This is a genomic window from Streptosporangium sp. CA-115845 (genome assembly GCF_050943795.1).
Taxonomy (GTDB): Bacteria; Actinomycetota; Actinomycetes; order Streptosporangiales; family Streptosporangiaceae; genus Streptosporangium.
Window position 1 is genome coordinate 5,122,640 of sequence record NZ_CP191988.1, and the last position, 15,004, is coordinate 5,137,643.

Sequence of the window (15,004 nt, forward strand, 5' to 3'; positions counted from 1 at the left end):
CGCGGAGAGGAGCCACATGTAGGTAGGTCTTCTTGAAGCGGTGCTGTGCAGGTGATGGAGGACTGACGGCCCTTCGGCGTCGCGGAGGAGGGACTGTACGGTTTTCGGCTCTGTCTCGTAATCGGTGGTAGCCGTGCGTCACCGGTGCCAGGCTGGAGTGTGCTGGAGATCGACGCTCTTGCGGGTGTGGTGTTTTCGGGGTTGTCTGCCCTGGTCATCGAGGGTGTGGTGGACGAGGGCAATCTGATTCGGGTGGTGGCGCGGACTCGGGACGATCCCGTGCTGCGTCCGGTGTGCGCGACGCCGACCGGCCGGGTGCATGGGTTCTGCGGCCGGATGGTCGCGGACCTTCCCGTGGACGGCCGGCGGGTGGTGGTGTCGGTGCGGGTGCGGCGGATGGCCTGCCCGGTGTGGAGTTGCTCGCGGCGGACATTCCGGGAGCAGGTGCCCGGGCTGCTGGAGCGCTACCAGCGCCGGACGAACCGACTCACCGACCAGTTGGGCGCGGTGGTGAGAGAGCTCGCGGGCAGGGCGAGTGCCCGACTGTCCCGGGCCTTGGGCGTGCAGGTAGCGCGGTCGACCGCGTTGCGGCTGCTCAGGCGGCTGCCGCTGCCTGCGGTCGGAGTGCCGCGGGTGCTGGGCGTCGATGACTTCGCGTTGAGACGCCGCCACCGATACGCCACAATTCTCATTGACGCCGAGACGGGGACGCGGATCGACGTGCTGCCAGGTCGCGGCGCCGAGGTGCTGGAGGTGTGGCTGCGTGCTCATCCCGGCGTGGAGATCGTCTGCCGGGACGGTTCCCTCACCTATGGTGAGGCCGTCCGCCGGGCACTGCCCGACGCGGTGCAGGTCAGCGACAGGTGGCACCTGTGGCGGAACGTGTGCGACAAGACCCTGGCCGAGGTCCGCTCCCATACCTCCTGCTGGGCGGCGGTCAACCCGCCCCGTCCCGGGGGCGTCCGCGAGCGGACCACCCGCGAGCGCCGGCATCAGGTTCACGACCTCCTCGGCAAGGGTGTTGGCCTGCTGGAATGCGCCCGCCGACGCGACGTGTCCCTGAACACCGTCAAACGCTACGCCCGCAGGAGCGAGCCCGAGGAAGTCCGCCGTGCTCCGCGCTACCGACAGACCCTCGTCGACCCCTACCGCGACCACCTGCGCGCCCGCCGCGCCGAGGATCCGGCCGTCCCGGTGATGCGGCTGTTCCATGAGATCAAGGAACTCGGCTACACCGGCGGCCTCAACCTCCTCTACCGCTACCTCACCCAGGGCCGAGCCGAAGGCGACCGGCCCGTCATCACTGCCCGCCATCTCACCCGGCTCTTGCTCACAGACCCCGACCGGCTACGCGACACCGACACCGACCTGCTGCGGGATCTCACCGCCGCATCCACGCCTTCGCTGAGCTGCTCACCCCCGCCGTCGGAAACGACACCCAGCTCACCGCATGGATCACCGCCGCACGCGCTGCCGACCTACCTCACCTGCACGGCTTCGCCAACGGACTGGAGCTCGACCGCGCAGCCGTCGATGCCGCTCTCACCCTGCCCCACCACAACGGTCGGACCGAGGGCGTCAACACCCGCACGAAAAGGATCATGAGACAGATGCACGGCCGCGCCGGATTCGACCTCCTTCGCCACCGCATCCTCCTCCCATGACCATTACCCAGCGCTACCACCGATTACGAGACAGAGCCGTTAACTGGACACACCCGTTATCTCGGTCCGGCGAGTGTCAACAGACGATCGTTATTCGACACTGAGATGACCAACCTCGCAACCACAAAGAGTGGTGATAGTTACTCAGCGCCACTTTGCCCCTGGTGGCGGCGACCCGAGCGCCGGGCCGTCATGGTTCGGGTGGGGCCTGATCAGGTCGGTCCAGGCCGGCCCGCAACTCTGCGGTAACCGCGCGCTCTCGTAGCTGGGCGGCCTCGGCGCGCAACGCCTGCGCCTGCTCGCGCAGGTCGGACAGCCGCATCTGTTCCATGGCGAGCTGCATTCGCGCCTCGTCGCGTTCGGCCTGCACCTTGTTCACCTGCGCCGCGGCGTGCTCACGTGCCTCGGCGATCTCCTTGGCCGCGCGCCTGTCGGTCTCGGCCAGCTGCCGCGCCGTCCGTCTTTCCGCCTCGGCCGCCTGTTTTTGCGCCCGGGCGGCCTGGGCGCGTGCCTCAGAGGTCTCGGCTGCGGCCTCGCCACGCGCCCGAGCCTCGGCGTCGGCCCGCGCCATCGCCCGATCCCGCTCGGCCTCGATCGCCTGAGCTCGGGCGGCCTCGGCCACAGCGGCCCGTTCGGCCTGAGCTCTGGCCTCCTCGGCCTCCCCCGCCGCCTGGTGTGCCCGATCTCGTTCCACACGCGCCTGCTCGGCCTGCCGCTGATCCTGTACGGCCTGCGCCCGGGCCGCGCGCACCTCGGTCTCGGCGGCCTCCACCCGCTCGGCCATTTCCCGTACCGCGGCGTCGCGAGCCCGCTCGGCCTGCTCGGCTCTGCGTCTGGCCTCCTGCTCGGCGTGCTTGGCCTGGCGTTCGGTGGCGGCTGCCTCGTGCAGGGCGGCCAGCGCCTGCTCCCTGGCGGTCTCCGCGTCGGTCAGCGCGATGTCACGTTCGGCGTTGGCCTCCTCCACCTGAAGCGTCATCGCATCCCGCTCGCGCCGGGCGTGTTCGGAGGCCTCGCGTGCCAGCCGTACCTGTTCGAAGGCCTGCTCCCGCTCGGTGCGCGCGATCGCCACCCGGGTATGCGCCTCGGCCTGTACCGCGCTCACCTTGGCCTCCACCCCCGCGGGGCTCAGCTCTTCGGACAGCACCTGCGCCAGCGGCTCTATCGCCGCGATCATTCCCTTCTCCATGCGCTCGTAGAACTCCTCGGCTCTGGCCAGCGCCCCCTCAAGCCCCGGCGTCGCCCGTCGCATCTCGCGTTCGCGCTTGGCCACCGCCTGGCAGTCCCCCTGCGCGCAGTACGCCCTTGGCCGCCCCCGCCCGGGTTTTTGCTCGATCGGTGTCCCGCAGTGCTTACACGGCGTCACCGCGCCCGACTCTCGCATGACCTCAGCGTAGCATCTTTGATTTTCCAGAAATTCAAAATCAATAAATAAGATCTGTTGCGCCCACCTCGCGCAAAGGCAACTACCGGGAATGTAAATTCCCGCAAGTTGGAATCTGTGTGAGGTGTCAGTGCACATGTAAATCTGCAGCGGGATGTCAGTGCGCAGGTCAGATGTCCTGTGTCCTGTCTCACTGGGATTCACCAGTTCGCCGACACGGGGTTTCGTCACTTGGTGTCAGCGAAATCGTCACCCCATGTCAGTAACGTGAAGATCTCTCACTTCCTTGCCGCTTTTGCCTAGATCCCGCCCCAATTTCTAGACCTCTTCGCCTTCCTCTCTCGGTGGACGTTCAACAGCTCGGCGCTTGCCCTGTTCGGTACATGCGCTCCTGGACGGACTCAGCAGCACTTCCCCGGCCGACATCTGGTGGTGTTTCCCGCGATGTTCGGGTGGTGTCGCAGTCCCCTGAACTGCGGTTTCGTCACTTCCTGTCAGTAAGAATCGTCACTGGGATGTCAGTGGTGGCCATGCGCTGATCGACAGGCCTAGCTCGGCCTCCTGATGCTCACCGGTGAACGTTCCCGGGCATCGTGCGGTGTGATCCTCGTGGCCCGGTACCCGAATACGGCCCCTCGGCTCTCCTGCCCCGGCCGTCGGTGCCGTGTTTGATGGGCAGATCAACGCATTCTGAACTGCGGAAATATCGGCCGGATACGGCTTCATCGCTCCTGTTCGGGCTCTGCGGCGCCGGGGGCGGGGTGCGCCCGCAGTCGTGTGATCTCGGCTCGCATCTCCCCCACCTCGGCGTACAGGGCGTCGTAGCGGGCCTTGAGATCCTCTCGCTGGCCGCGCAGCTCGGTGAGCAGGTCCTGGGCGGCCTCGTGCAGCGTCTGGAGGCGGACCAGCTCGGTGGCGCGGGTCTCAGCCTGCTGCCGGGCGGCCTCCAGATCGGCGCGCAGGCGCTGGGTCTGCTCGTCGTGACGCTGGCGCACTTTCTCCAGGTCGGCGTGGGTGGCCAGGGTCTCCTTGCGCGCTGTGGTGGCCTCAGCGGTGGCGGCGGCCAGTTGCAGCGTCAGGGCTGCGGCCCGGTCGCTGTGTTCACTCAGCTGCGTCCGTAGCTGAGCGTTGGCGTGCTGGCTGTCTTGGAGCTGGCGGCCGCGTTCGGTGAGTTCGTCCTCCAGTGCCGTGCGGGCGGCCTGCAGCTCGCGGTTTTCGGTGCGCAGTGCGCGCAGCTGGTTGGCCTGATCAGCGGTCACGCCTTCGGCGAGCTCGATGGCCTTCTTGGCATCGCCGAGCTTTTCGCCGAGTTCGAGCACTTGGGCGCGGGTCTTTTCCCCGATGCGTTCCAGGTCGGCGCGGGCGGTGTGCTCGCGCTCTTCGGCCAGTCGCTGGGCCTGCTCGGCCTCGCGCATCCGCCGCTCGGCACTGATGCGGGCGCGATCGGCGGTCGCGGCCTGCTCGCGGGCGATCGCGGCGTCCGCGCGGTCCTCGGCGGCTTCGGCTTCGGTGGCACTGATCCGGGCCAGCGCGCCGGTTTCGGCCAGGTCGACCTTTTCGGCGAAGCGGTCGAGGAGTGTGCGCAGTGCCTCCTGCAGCGGGCGCGCTTCGGCCAGGACCACGCCGGACTCGGTCACCGCGGTGGTCACCGCGGTGAGCTGCTCTTTGCGGCGAGCGCGGGAGGCGGCGGTTTTGCAGGCGTCGCTGCAGTACTGGCGGGGCCGGCGGCCGGTGGAGCGCGGCAGCGGCTGGCCATCCCAGGCGCATCGGCCGTGCGGGGCCGCCATGTCGGCGGCGGGCGGGAGCGGTTCAGCCACCGCACCCCCCGGGCCGCCGCCGGAGCGGCTGGTGGTGCCGGGCGGATCGTCGTCGAGCGGCGCCGCAGGCGGGTCGGCCGGGTGGTCTCGTTGCGGGCGGAGGTCGAAATCGGTGTTATTCGGATCGTCCACGGGACGGCTCGGCGCGTTGTCGGTCATTCAAGCACTCTACCAAAACGTGTCTATGAGACACGACTAAAAATCACAACGTCACGTTACGATTATCTGAGCCTTGAGGGACATGGCGACAATCGACTTATCGACATGCGATCTGCCTACAGATAGTGTGGGTCATCGCCTTCTGCCTTTTCATCAGTCCTGCTGCCGTCGGCTTGGGGTGCCGTTAACCAACGTGTCATAGGCCGCCAAACCTCGAAGATCCCTAGCGTGACCTTCTGTAATGCCGAAGGGCCCGGCGCGGATCTATGGGCATGGAACGTCCGCCGCTTGGCATGGATGAACTCATCGAGCACTGGACTGTGCTGAGCGATGAGGTCGGTCTGGTCAGTGCGAAGCAGGAAGGCACTCGCCTGGCCTTCGCGCTGTTGCTGAAGTACTTCACCCAGCACGGGCGCTTCCCGCGTGGGCGGGCGGAGTTTCCTGACGAGGTCGACTACGTCGCGAAGCAGACCAAGACGTCGGCCAGCAGCCTGGGCTTGTATGACTTGGTCAGGTCGGACGATCGAGCGTCATCGCGGCGAGATCCGCGACCATCTCGGCTTCCGGGATTGCTCGGTCGCCGACGCCGACAAGCTGACCGACTGGCTGGCCGCGAACGTCGCGCACGCCGAACGCCAGCCCGACCGGGTCCGCGAGGAACTGCTCAAGCAATGCCGTCAGGAGCGGATCGAGCCGCCCTCGCCGGGGCGGATCACTCGGATCGTACGGTCGGCGCTGCACAACGCGGAGCAAACATGGTTCCACCGGATCGCGGCGCGGCTGGATGCGGTGACGGTGGCCCGGGTACTCGCCCTGGTGGCCGCTGACAACCCCACGGTGGAGACCGAGGAGAGCGATGACGAGTTGGACGAGGACGAGGGCTCCGTCCTGTCGCTGATCAAGGCGATGCCGGGCAATGTGAGCCTGGACTCGATGCTGACGGAGATCCGCAAGCTGAACGCGATCCGGGCCATCGAACTGCCGGCCGGGTTGTTCGCCGATGTGGCGCCCAAGGTGCTGGGCGGGTGGCGCTTCCGCGCCGCAGTGGAGTCGCCTTCGCACCTGCGCCGGCGGGCCCGCAACGCGCCGGAGGCAACGGTCACCTTGCTGGCCGCGCTGCTGGTGGAGCGGGAGCGGGAGGTCACCGACGCCCTGGTCTACCTGCTGATCGCCACCGCGCACCGGGTCGGCGCGCGCGCCGAGCGCAAGGTCACCGAGGAGCTCATCAACGCCTTCAAGCGGGTCTCAGGCAAGGAGAACCTCCTGTTCACCATCGCCGACGCCTCGTTGGCCGCGCCGGACGGCACGGTGCGCGAGGTCGTCTTCCCTGCGGTGCGGGGCGGCGAACAGACACTGCGTGAGCTGGTGCACGAGTTCAAGACCAAAGGCCCGGTCTACCGGCGCACCGTGCAGACCACGCTGAAGGCCTCCTACACCAACCACTACCGGCGCGGCCTGATCGAACTGTTGGAGGTGCTGGAGTTCCGCTCCAACAACACCGCCCACCAGCCCGTCATCGACGCGCTCAAGCTGGTCAAGCGCTACGCCAAGGCCGGCAACACCACCTACTACCCGCTCGGCGAGACCACACCCGAGCACAAGGGCACGCTCAAGGACTGGGCCGACTTGGTCTACCGCACCGACACCCGCGGCCGCCGCCGCGTGGCGCGCACGGTGTACGAGGTGGCCACCTTCCAGACCCTGCGGGAGCAACTGCGCTGCAAGGAGATCTGGGTCATCGGCGCCGACCGGTGGCGCAACCCGGACGAGGACCTGCCGACTGATTTCGAGTCACGCCGCGCTGAGCACTACCGCGAGCTGCGCAAGCCCTTGGACCCGACAGAGTTCTGCGACAGCCTGCGCGAGGAGATGACCAGCGCCCTGGTGAACCTGAACGACGCTCTGCCGAGCCTGGACTGGGTGGAGATCGCCGACCGCAAGGCGGGAGCGATCAAGCTGACGCCGATCGAGGCCGCCCCCGAGCCGCGCAACCTGCGCCGGATCAAGAACGAGGTGGCCCGCCGCTGGAGCGCGGTCCCGCTGATCGACATCCTCAAGGAGGCGATCCTGCGCACCGGCTGCCTGGCCAAGGTGACCGCGGCGACCGGCACCGGCCACATGAGCCCCGAGGTGCTGGCTGAGCGGCTCATGCTGGTCATCTACGCCTACGGCACCAACTGCGGCATCCGGCAGATGATCTCCGGCGCGCACGCACACAGCGAGGAGGACCTGCGCTACGTCCGCAGGCGCTACCTGACCCCGGAGGTGGCCCGGACCATCGCGGTTGAGATCGCCAACGCCACCTTCGCCGCCCGCGACACCGGGCTGTGGGGTCAGGGCTCCACCGCGGTCGCCTCCGACTCCACCCACTTCCGCGCGTGGGATCAGAACCTGTTCACCGAGTGGCACTCCCGCTACGGCGGCCGGGGGATCTTGGTGTACTGGCACGTGGAACGCGGGTCGGTGGTGGTGCACTCGCAGACGCTGAAGGCGTCGGCCTCGGAGGTGGCGGCCATGGTGGAGTGGCGTTCCCCCCGGGGCGTGGACACCCGGTTTCATGCAGCCAGTGCGGTCATCCTAGCAAGCCGATCTTCGTAGACGGCTGGGGGGAGGTTCCCGATTGCCGAGTGTCGTCGGCGGTGGTTGTAGCGAGCGATCCAGCGGAAGATGTCGGTGCGGGCGTCGGCCTCGTCGCTCCAGCGACGTTTGCCCTTGCCATGCAGCAGTTCACGCTTGAGGGTGGCGTTGAACGCCTCGGCGAGCGCGTTGTCCAGGCATGTCCCGGTCCTTCCGCTCGATCGGCGGATGCCGTGAGCGGCGCACAGCGCGGCGAAGTCGGCTGAGGTGTACTGACAGCCGCGGTCGGCGTGGAAGATCACTCCGGTGACGCGGCCGCCGCGGGCCCGCACCGCCGCCGTCAGGGCGTCGCTGATCAGCTCGGTGCGCAGATGGCCTGCGATCGACCAGCCAATCAGCCGGCGTGATCCGATGTCGATGACCGTGGCCAGGTACAACCACGAGTCGCCGACCGGTAGATAGGTGATATCGCCGCACCAGCGCTCGTCGACCGCGCCCGGGCCGAAGTCGCGCTGGAGCAGGTCGGGTACGGGCGCGGCCGCTTGATCAGGGATGGTGGTCCGCCTGCCCTTGCGTAGGTGCAGGCCGACGATGCCCGCCTGGCGCATCAGCCGCGCCACCCGCTTGACGTTGACGATCTCCCCGTCCTCGCGCAGGTCGGCAGTGATCCGGGGCGAGCCGTTGGTCCCACCCGACTCGGTGTGAAAGGCACGGATCTTCTCCACGATCCGCTCGTCCTCGGCCGCCCGGGCCTGGCGGGCGGGTTCCCGCTTGAGCCAGGCGTAGAAGGCGCTGCGGCCAACGTTCAACACCCTGCACAGCCGCGCGATGCCGAAGTCGGCGTGGGCGGAGATGAACCTGAAGCGGCTGGTCAACGATCCATCTCCTTCGCAAAATACGCGGCCGCCTTGCGCAGGATCTCCTTTTCGATCTCCAACTCGGCGACCCGCTTGCGCAGCCGGGCGAGCTCGTCGCGCTCGGCCTTGGCCAGACCTGCGCCCGACTCGCTGCCGGTGGTCTCGGCCTCACGTACCCAGGTGCGCAGGGTCTCGCGGTTCATCCCGAGCTCCCGCGCCACATCGGCACAGGTCCGTCCCGTCGTCCGGACCAGCCTCACCGCATCACGCTTGAACTCATCGCCGAACTTCGACGGTCGTGCCACCCGGAGGCTCCCCTCTATGGAACAAGATCCATTGTCAGGGGTGTTCACGCCTCAGGGGGAACCTCAGAGGGTGCCATCCGGCATGGCACCACGATGAAGGTCGAGGGCAACTATGTGGACTCACACGGGGAGTCGGAGCCTGGCTTCGGCATCACCCGGTTGCTGAACGTGGACCTGCTGCCGCGCATCAAGCAGATCAACCGGGTCAAGCTCCACCAGGCCGATCACGGAGACTTGGCCCGGTACGCCAACCTGGCGCCGGCGATGACCCGGCCGGTCCGCTGGGACATCATCGCCAAGAACTACGACCAGGTCGTCAAGTACGCCACCGCGATCCGCACCCGCACCGCCTCCACCGAGGCCATCCTGTCGCGCTTCACCCGCACCGCCTCGCACCCGGCCTACCAGGCGATGCTGGAGATCGGCCGAGCGGCGCGCACCACGTTCGTCGCCCGCTACTTATATGCCCGCGACCTGCAGCGAGAGATCGAGGAAGGGCTGAACGTGGTCGAGGCGTGGAATCGCGCCAACTCGGTGATCTGCTACGGCCGCGGGGGCGAGATTTCCACCAATCGGCGCGATGAGGTGGAGATGACCGCGCTATGTCTTCGGATCTTGCAGGCCTCGCTCGTCATGGTGAATGTTTTGATGCTGCAAGACGTTCTCGCCGATCCCGAGTGGTCCGCGCTGCTCACTCCGGTCGACCGGCGCGGACTGACCCCGCTGTTCTGGCTGCATGTCCGCCCCTACGGCGAGGTGCGCCTCGATCTGAGCGCCAGGTTGAGCATCGGTTCTCTCGGCTCGCTCGGTGGCGCATGACAGATAGGGCTTGCTGATCATGTCGAGAATCGGCCGTCATCTCGAGCCGGTAGCTCGCCCAGTTCTCTGTCCTGTACTGGCTCGTCGACGGCGCTATCTTCGCCGGGACGTAGAGGTTGATCTCGGTCTGTACCAGATATCCGGTGAGCAAATAGCGCTCGGTGCGGCCCCCGCCTCACTACCGCACCGAGCGCTATTCGTCGCGACCTCGGGACTGTACGCAATCAACCTGAAGAGCGGGGTGTGAAGGACAGGAGCTCGCCGGGCTGGCAACCGAGGACCTCGCAGATCTTGCTCAGCGTCGAGAACCGGATCGCCTTGGCGCGGTTGTTCTTGAGGATCGACAGGTTCACGTTGGTGATCCCCACCTTGTCGGCCAGTTCGACCACCGTCATGCCGCGCTCTTCTAGCAATCGATCCAGATGTACCTCAATGGCGTGCTCGGAGTTTTCGGCGGACGGCATCAGACAGTTCCTTCGAGTTCCTCGCGCATGTGCGCGCCGACGCGGACGACCTTGGACATCACGACGAGCCCGAGCCCGGCGATCAGGGACGCCCATGGGAAGGCCCAGCCGTACAGAGCCATCCACCCCACCTCCCTGACGGTCCCGGCCACCATCGACACGGCCAGGCCGGTCTCGACGATGGTGGTGTAGAGCGACGCCGCGACTGTGCCGACCATAAGAAACACGCCGAGGAAACGCAGCCGGCCGACGACCACCTCATCGAAACCACTGTCCTGTCGTACGTCTCTGATCAGCCGGTCGAGGAGGAAGAGCGCGATGAGCAATACGAGCGGGGTGGCGAACCGCGAGGTCTGATAGAGCAACTGTGTGCCAAGGCTGGAGTCGTCCTTGCAGATCTGAATCCGCAGGTAGGCGAACTCGACTCCCTTCTCCACTGGATACGGGTTGTCGTCGACACCGCTGCTCCCTGTCACGGCCTTTCGGCGTTGGGGGTCCTCGAGGTAGTTTCCCTTCACGTCGAGGATGCTCGGTGATGGCACACACACCAGACTTTGGACGCCGCGGGAACCGAAGACGTTCTCTCCGCCGGTCAAGGCTGCACGCCCGACTTCGTAGGCCATCGTCGCGGCGAACAGCACTAGGAGAAGGCGGACGACGATCGCCGTCCACTTTAGGGGAGTGGATTTGTCGAGGGGCACGGCACCGGCTCCATATCGTTGTTCGATATTATCGTTTGTCGATGATATCGATGAACGATAAGGAGTCAAGTGGGGGTCTTGATCGGCCAGTCTGTCCCGATGCGGCCTCTAACTGGGTCCCGGGCAGCCCTGCTCTGGCCGCTGCAGCGGCGTGTTGTCGCACCGTCACTCGCCTGATGATCATGTCGAGATACGTTCGATTCTCAACACCTGGCCGGAGCGCTCTTCACGAACCGCCGACAGCCCGTCCGAGTGTCGGAAAAACGTGTTGCGAAGTCGGAGTGTTCATCAACTGTCGCAGCACCGTTTTCTCTACACTTCCGAGATGTGACGACGCTCCGCGACGACTCGGCCCCCGCCGCAGTGATCGGCCAGGCCGCCTACGACCTCCTTGGCGCCGAACCCGCAGTCCTCACCGGAGCGCTCGTCGGCTACGCCCGGGTCTCCACCCGCGATCAGCGCCTCGACCGACAGACCCGCGCGCTCGAAGCCGCCGGTTGCATCCGCATCTTCGCCGACAAGGGGTCCCGGTAGTACTGGCCGTAAATCCAACGAAGCTGCCTCTGAACTGCGACGTCTCCACAGCAGGCCGGGCGGGTCAGGCCGAACTGTCTTTCTGTAAGTGCAGGTCAGGAACTACTTCGTTGGATCCACGGCCGAAACTACGAGGACCCCTGCTCCTACGGGGTGTCGCTCTCGTTGTCACACTGGATAACTGCAGCGAGGAGGGCCTCTCGCGTGACACGTCCGGATGGGGCGTGTATCGGGGGTGGGAGGGAGCTGGCCGCTTCACCAGGGATCGGCGATCCGGCCGTCGGCCTCCAGCCCGAATCTCTGCAGGCGTGCTGCTCCTGCCTCGTCTCCGGCTCGCTGTCGCAACCCGGCCAATTCCTTCAGCGTGTATCGATCCCCGGCGTCGGTGATCAGCCGATAGAGCCGCTCAGCCTCTTGGCAGTCTCCGGCCGCTTCCCGTACCTGGGCGAGGTTGTATAACGCAGAGACTCCGGCATCGGTGGCGATGCGGGCCACCCGCTCGGCCTTCTCCCCATCTCCGGCCCGCTCCCACATCAAGGTCAAGCCACACAGTGCGGAGGTGTCTCCAGCCTCGGCGGCCAGCTGGTAGAGCCGCTCAGCTCCCTGACGGTCTCCGGTCGCCTCCCGCATCCTGGCCAGGGCGCACAGTGCGGAGGTGTCTCCAGCCTCGGCGGCCAGCTGGTAGAGCCGCTCAGCTCCCTGACGGTCTCCGGTCGCCTCCCGCATCCTGGCCAGGGCGCACAGTGCGGAGGTGTCTCCAGCCTCGGCGGCCAGCTGGTAGAGCCGCTCAGCCTCCTGAGGGTCTCCGGTCGCCTCCCGCATCCCAGCCAGTTTGCATAGCACGCAGGTGTATACGGTACGAGTTAGGTGCTCGCTCTCCTGCCGGTTCGTGCTCGGTTCCCGCATCATGACCAGGGTGCTCAGCCCGGAGATGTTTTCGGTGTCGACGGCCAGCTGATGAAGCCGCATGGCCTCCGGATAATCCCCGGCCTGCCTCCGCCTCCTGGATAGGGAGTGCAGCGCGAAACTGTCTCCGGCGTCGGCGGCGATGCAAGCCAGTCGCTCGGCTTCCTCCCAGTCTCCGGTTTCCCCTCGCATCCATGCCAGGCAGTGCAACGCGCGAAGGTCTCCGGCATCAGTGGCACCTTGCCAAAGGGGGGCGGCGTGGCGGTAGCGGCCTCGGTCGTGTGCGGCGTTGGCCAGGGCGGTCTGATCTGTAGCGGTGGCGTGGTGGAGCGCGCTCTCCCAGAACCCGGCAGGAGGACACTCCCAATAGCGCGCCTGGGTGCCGTGTTGTTCGAGGTAGTCAGCCAGTTGATAGGACGGCTCACCCTCATGGGATCTCACCGGGGTCGAGGAGGGACCGGGCGGGGTGTTGACGCGAGTCAGTGGAGCGCGGGCGCCCCGGCAGGGCAGCGGGTCGGTGAGGTAGGCAAACGCCTGCTCTAGCCAGCCGTTGGCCAGTAGATCCCGTTGCTCGTCACTGAGGTATCCGGCAGCGGCTTCCTCCAAGAACAAGCGCAACAGTTTCGGCCTGTGTCCCAGGCGACGGGCATCGATCGCCGCCGCCAGCACTGCGCGGGCTTCAACACTCGCGGCACGATAGCGCTCGATCAGCGCGGGCCCACCTGCCAGGTACTGGGTCAACTGCCCGCTCGGCGCCCGCTCCATAGCTTCAGCCATCCGCGGATCCGTCCGCGCGCCGGCCGCACCCGCAGTTGCGAGATCGTCGGCGGTGAACGCTGCCGGGACCCCCAGCGCGGTGCCGGCCAGCAGCGCCCGCGCCCCGGCGTGCGGGTCCGGGTCGCCAGGATGGGGGACGGCGGTCAGCTTCGCCCAGTAGGACGGCCACAGCGTGCCCAGTACCAGCACCGGGCCTCGCTCCGGGGTGCGCAGCAGTTCCCGCAGTCCGGCCGCGACGTGCTCGCCCCTCGGGCTGCCGGGCGTGGTGAGGTAGTGCTGGAGCTCGTTCAGCCACACCACCGTGTACGGTTCGACGGCTTCCAGGCCGGCCAGCGTGGCCTGCGCCCACTCGGGGTTGATCGGATGCCACAACCGCCATGGCCCGCCCAGCCGGCGGACCGCTTCCCAGCAGGCGCGGGTCTTACCGGTAGAGGACCCGCCGACCAGCACCACCATCCGGCTGCGCCGACCGGCCTGCACCTCGGCCACCGCGGCGGCCAGCGCCGCGTCGTGGGCGCGGGGAATGTAGGCGGGCAGGGGGTTCAGGCTAGCAGCGGCCGCTCCGGCGTCTATCGCCGGATGCACCTCTAACGCGATCGGATCCATCTGCCCGATCGGCCGCCCCGGCCCGCTCGGCGCCGCGGTGTCTCCTGCAGCGTGCGGGTCGTCGGCGGGCGCCGGGCGGCGCCGAATGGGGCGTCCACCGCGGTTGGCGCGGCGCGCCCGCTGCTCCCGCACGCGTTGCGCCTCCCACCAGTCCGGCGCCACCACCGGCGGGTGGTCGCGCCGGTTGGCTTTGGCCTGCAGGCAGGTGACCAGCACCTCCACCACCCGGGGTGAGGAGGGGATGCTCTTGCCGCTCAGCCAGTCGCCCAGCGAGGACTTCCCGATCGCCACCGGCGGCTGTTGGGCGGCGGCCTGGCGGATCAGCTCAGCGTAGGTTGGTCTGCCCGCCTGCTCATACAGCTGCGCCAGCGCCCGGGAAAACCTCGGCTGCTCATCACCGGCCGTGGGCAGGGCGGGGGGAGGTGCTGGCACCGGGCGGCTCCTGCAACACGCGCACTTGGATGTCGGACGTCCGGTGAGCGGTCCGGACCGGACTCGCGCCGGAATACTCACTTCCCCGATGCCGACCAGCCTAGAGGCCCGCCCGCACCCGGCGGGGGCGATCGCCGGAAACCGGCCGGAGCGCTGTGGTTGCTCCCATCCGCCCCGGCCCGCCTGGCCGGGCCCCACCCCCTTCGGGAGCCCTTCCATGACCACTCTCACCGGCCTGCTACCCGCCGCCGCGGCCACGCTCGGCGCCGGCGGCCTGCTGTACGGCCTCACCATCACCGCCCTGGCCGCCGCCTCGGCGTTCGCCCGCACCCCGGCCCGCCGCCGCGACGCCCGCGCCACCCTCACCCTGCTGCTGCGCCGCCCACCGGCCGCACCCGCATCCCCTGCCGCGGCGAAGATAGAGGCATGACGGCATCCGGGCCACGCTCCAGCGCGGAGATCCGCGCTCATCTCGTCGGTGAGCTCAACGCGGCGCTTCGCCGTCCGGGGATGTACGGCGGGGAGATCACGCTGCGGCTGCTGCTCGACCTCCTGGCCTACGCCGAACGCCAGGAGCAGTCCCCATGCGGGAACGCGGTGCGTTCAACGCGCTCGGGGCGAGAGGAGCGCTCACCACCTTGCTGCCCGGTGAGGAGGAGGGCGCTGTGGCGTCGGTTTACGCCGAATTCGTCCACGCGCGCGGGTGGCTGCACGCCGACCGGGTGCTCAGCGCCGCCGACTACGAGACCATGCGCCGACGGCTGGACGGCTGGAGTGTCTGGGACCGGACGCTCAGCCAGGTACTGGAGACTTTCGGCCCGGCGGCGGGACGGGCGGGGCCGAGGTCGGTGGGAACACAGCATGGGGGCAATCGGCGAAGGTCGCCCGCGTGACCATGCTTGGAGGGCGCAGGAGTTCGAGGCCCGTCGGTATTCGCGAAACGGATCACGGACCTCTCCGTGTACGACTGGCGCCCCACGCTCGGCGCATCTTGTGGGCGCCTGT

At 67.8% G+C, this 15,004-nt stretch carries 11 protein-coding genes and 2 pseudogenes; 7 read left to right on the forward strand and 6 right to left on the reverse strand.

Features of this window, described 5'->3' with window-relative positions:
• The first annotated feature begins 144 nt into the window (after positions 1 to 144).
• Positions 145 to 1,664: pseudogene (locus tag ACQP0P_RS25435) on the forward strand (ISL3 family transposase).
• Between the two features lie 190 nt (positions 1,665 to 1,854).
• Here the strand turns inward: ACQP0P_RS25435 and ACQP0P_RS25440 are convergent.
• Positions 1,855 to 3,045, reverse strand: a complete 1,191-nt coding sequence (locus ACQP0P_RS25440; RefSeq protein WP_433359001.1) for a hypothetical protein — start codon at positions 3,043 to 3,045, stop codon at positions 1,855 to 1,857.
• A 722-nt stretch (positions 3,046 to 3,767) separates the two neighbouring features.
• Positions 3,768 to 5,021: a hypothetical protein gene (locus tag ACQP0P_RS25445; protein ID WP_433359002.1), complete on the reverse strand. Its 1,254-nt coding sequence runs from the start codon at positions 5,019 to 5,021 to the stop codon at positions 3,768 to 3,770.
• A gap of 293 nt (positions 5,022 to 5,314) precedes the next feature.
• On the opposite strand from ACQP0P_RS25445, the pseudogene ACQP0P_RS25450 reads away from it, so the two are divergent.
• Together ACQP0P_RS25450 and ACQP0P_RS25455 are read left to right on the forward strand one after the other, a co-directional pair.
• A pseudogene (locus ACQP0P_RS25450) lies at positions 5,315 to 5,696 on the forward strand (DUF4158 domain-containing protein); the annotation flags it as partial.
• 1,194 nt (positions 5,697 to 6,890) lie between these two features.
• A complete protein-coding gene (locus ACQP0P_RS25455) occupies positions 6,891 to 7,619 on the forward strand; it encodes a Tn3 family transposase (RefSeq protein ID WP_433382094.1) in 729 nt (242 codons plus the stop codon).
• Here ACQP0P_RS25455 and ACQP0P_RS25460 read toward each other — a convergent pair.
• Positions 7,577 to 8,760 (reverse strand): IS3 family transposase gene (locus ACQP0P_RS25460; RefSeq protein WP_433359003.1). Its coding sequence is split into 2 segments (ribosomal slippage): positions 7,577 to 8,550 and positions 8,550 to 8,760, totalling 1,185 coding nucleotides; the frame shifts between segments, so codons are not numbered across the junction. The genes ACQP0P_RS25455 and ACQP0P_RS25460 overlap by 43 nt on opposite strands.
• A gap of 93 nt (positions 8,761 to 8,853) precedes the next feature.
• Here ACQP0P_RS25460 and ACQP0P_RS25465 point away from each other — a divergent pair.
• Positions 8,854 to 9,579 carry a Tn3 family transposase gene (locus ACQP0P_RS25465; RefSeq protein ID WP_433359004.1) on the forward strand — a complete coding sequence of 242 codons (726 nt, stop codon included), beginning with the start codon at positions 8,854 to 8,856 and terminating at the stop codon, positions 9,577 to 9,579.
• A gap of 224 nt (positions 9,580 to 9,803) precedes the next feature.
• Here the strand turns inward: ACQP0P_RS25465 and ACQP0P_RS25470 are convergent, their stop codons facing one another.
• Both ACQP0P_RS25470 and ACQP0P_RS25475 read right to left on the reverse strand, forming a co-directional pair.
• On the reverse strand, positions 9,804 to 10,043 hold the full coding sequence (locus ACQP0P_RS25470; RefSeq protein WP_433359005.1) for a helix-turn-helix domain-containing protein: 240 nt from the start codon (positions 10,041 to 10,043) through the stop codon (positions 9,804 to 9,806).
• Complete coding sequence (locus ACQP0P_RS25475) at positions 10,043 to 10,744, reverse strand: DUF2975 domain-containing protein (RefSeq protein ID WP_433359006.1); 702 nt, start codon at positions 10,742 to 10,744, stop codon at positions 10,043 to 10,045. Before ACQP0P_RS25475 ends, ACQP0P_RS25470 begins: the two co-directional genes overlap by 1 nt.
• Before the next feature lie 327 nt (positions 10,745 to 11,071).
• On the opposite strand from ACQP0P_RS25475, the gene ACQP0P_RS25480 reads away from it, so the two are divergent.
• The gene (locus ACQP0P_RS25480) at positions 11,072 to 11,278 is read left to right on the forward strand and encodes a recombinase family protein (RefSeq protein WP_433359007.1); all 207 of its coding nucleotides are present in this window, start codon (positions 11,072 to 11,074) and stop codon (positions 11,276 to 11,278) included.
• 255 nt (positions 11,279 to 11,533) lie between these two features.
• On the opposite strand, the gene ACQP0P_RS25485 is transcribed toward ACQP0P_RS25480, so the two are convergent.
• Positions 11,534 to 13,999 carry a hypothetical protein gene (locus ACQP0P_RS25485; protein ID WP_433359008.1) on the reverse strand — a complete coding sequence of 822 codons (2,466 nt, stop codon included), beginning with the start codon at positions 13,997 to 13,999 and terminating at the stop codon, positions 11,534 to 11,536.
• A gap of 217 nt (positions 14,000 to 14,216) precedes the next feature.
• On the opposite strand from ACQP0P_RS25485, the gene ACQP0P_RS25490 reads away from it, so the two are divergent.
• Together ACQP0P_RS25490 and ACQP0P_RS25495 are read left to right on the forward strand one after the other, a co-directional pair.
• The gene (locus ACQP0P_RS25490; RefSeq protein WP_433359009.1) at positions 14,217 to 14,429 is read left to right on the forward strand and encodes a hypothetical protein; all 213 of its coding nucleotides are present in this window, start codon (positions 14,217 to 14,219) and stop codon (positions 14,427 to 14,429) included.
• Between the two features lie 154 nt (positions 14,430 to 14,583).
• Entirely contained in the window at positions 14,584 to 14,892 is a 309-nt protein-coding gene (locus ACQP0P_RS25495) for a hypothetical protein (protein WP_433359010.1), read from the forward strand.
• Positions 14,893 to 15,004: the final 112 nt, after the last annotated feature.